Annotated in this window: 3 protein-coding genes; all 3 read left to right on the top strand. The window is 57.9% G+C overall.

Annotated features, from left to right (window positions below; all coding sequences use genetic code 11):
- Positions 1-64 precede the first annotated feature (64 nt).
- A complete protein-coding gene (locus tag FEM54_RS33120; RefSeq protein ID WP_017138590.1) occupies positions 65-397 on the top strand; it encodes a phosphoribosyl-ATP diphosphatase in 333 nt (110 codons plus the stop codon).
- A 25-nt stretch (positions 398-422) separates the two neighbouring features.
- Positions 423-701 carry a twin-arginine translocase TatA/TatE family subunit gene (locus FEM54_RS33115; RefSeq protein WP_138454343.1) on the top strand — a complete coding sequence of 93 codons (279 nt, stop codon included), beginning with the start codon at positions 423-425 and terminating at the stop codon, positions 699-701.
- 10 nt (positions 702-711) lie between these two features.
- The coding region (gene tatB, locus FEM54_RS33110) for a Sec-independent protein translocase protein TatB (RefSeq protein WP_138454342.1) at positions 712-989 on the top strand (278 nt) is incomplete at its 3' end.

Below are 989 nucleotides of genomic sequence, written 5' to 3'. Positions count from 1 at the left end.
AGTGGAAGGTTGTGGAACCGGTGCTCAAAGACCCGCACGCCATTTATTCCGCAGGACACTGAACATGAGCGATACCCTGAACCGTGTGGCCCAGGTGCTGGAAGACCGCAAAGGCGCGGACGCCGACAGCTCCTATGTCGCAAGCCTTTACCACAAGGGCTTGAACAAGATTCTGGAAAAACTTGGCGAAGAGTCGATCGAGACGATTATTGCCGCCAAAGATGCGCAAATCAGCGGTGATTACAGCGATGTAATCTACGAGACCGCAGACTTGTGGTTCCATAGCCTGGTCATGCTCGCCCAACTGGGGCAGCACCCACAGGCCGTGTTGGATGAACTGGACCGTCGCTTCGGCTTGTCCGGGCATGCAGAAAAGGCCTCGCGCCCGTCCGCCTGAATAACTTTTACAGAGGAATTGCAGCATGGGCATTTTTGACTGGAAACACTGGATCGTCATTCTGGTGGTCGTGGTACTGGTGTTCGGCACCAAGAAACTCAAGAACCTGGGCACTGACGTGGGCGAGTCGATCAAGGGCTTTCGTAAAGCCATGAACGACGATGAAAAACCGGCCGACCCGATGGCCAATCCGGTACCACCGGTGCAGCCTGCACACCCACAGGCCACCCAGCCGATCACCGAGCGTCGTACCTTCGACGTGCAGGCTGAAAAAGTCCAAGAGCCGACCCGCAAAGACTCGTGAGCACTGACTAATGTTTGGTATCAGCTTCTCTGAACTGCTGCTCGTCGGCCTCGTGGCCTTGCTGGTACTGGGGCCGGAACGCCTGCCCGGTGCCGCACGCACGGCCGGCCTGTGGATCGGGCGCCTGAAACGCAGTTTCAACGCCATCAAACAGGAAGTTGAACGGGAAATCGGCGCCGACGAGATCCGCCGCCAGCTGCACAACGAACATATCCTGTCGTTGGAGCAGGAGGCGCGCAAGATTCTGTCGCCGGTTCAGGAGCCCGCCAAACCGGTGGAACCTGTGCC

Source organism: Pseudomonas edaphica (assembly GCF_005863185.1).
Taxonomy (GTDB): Bacteria; Pseudomonadota; Gammaproteobacteria; order Pseudomonadales; family Pseudomonadaceae; genus Aquipseudomonas; species Aquipseudomonas edaphica.
This window is presented reverse-complemented; position numbering and strand designations above follow the sequence as displayed.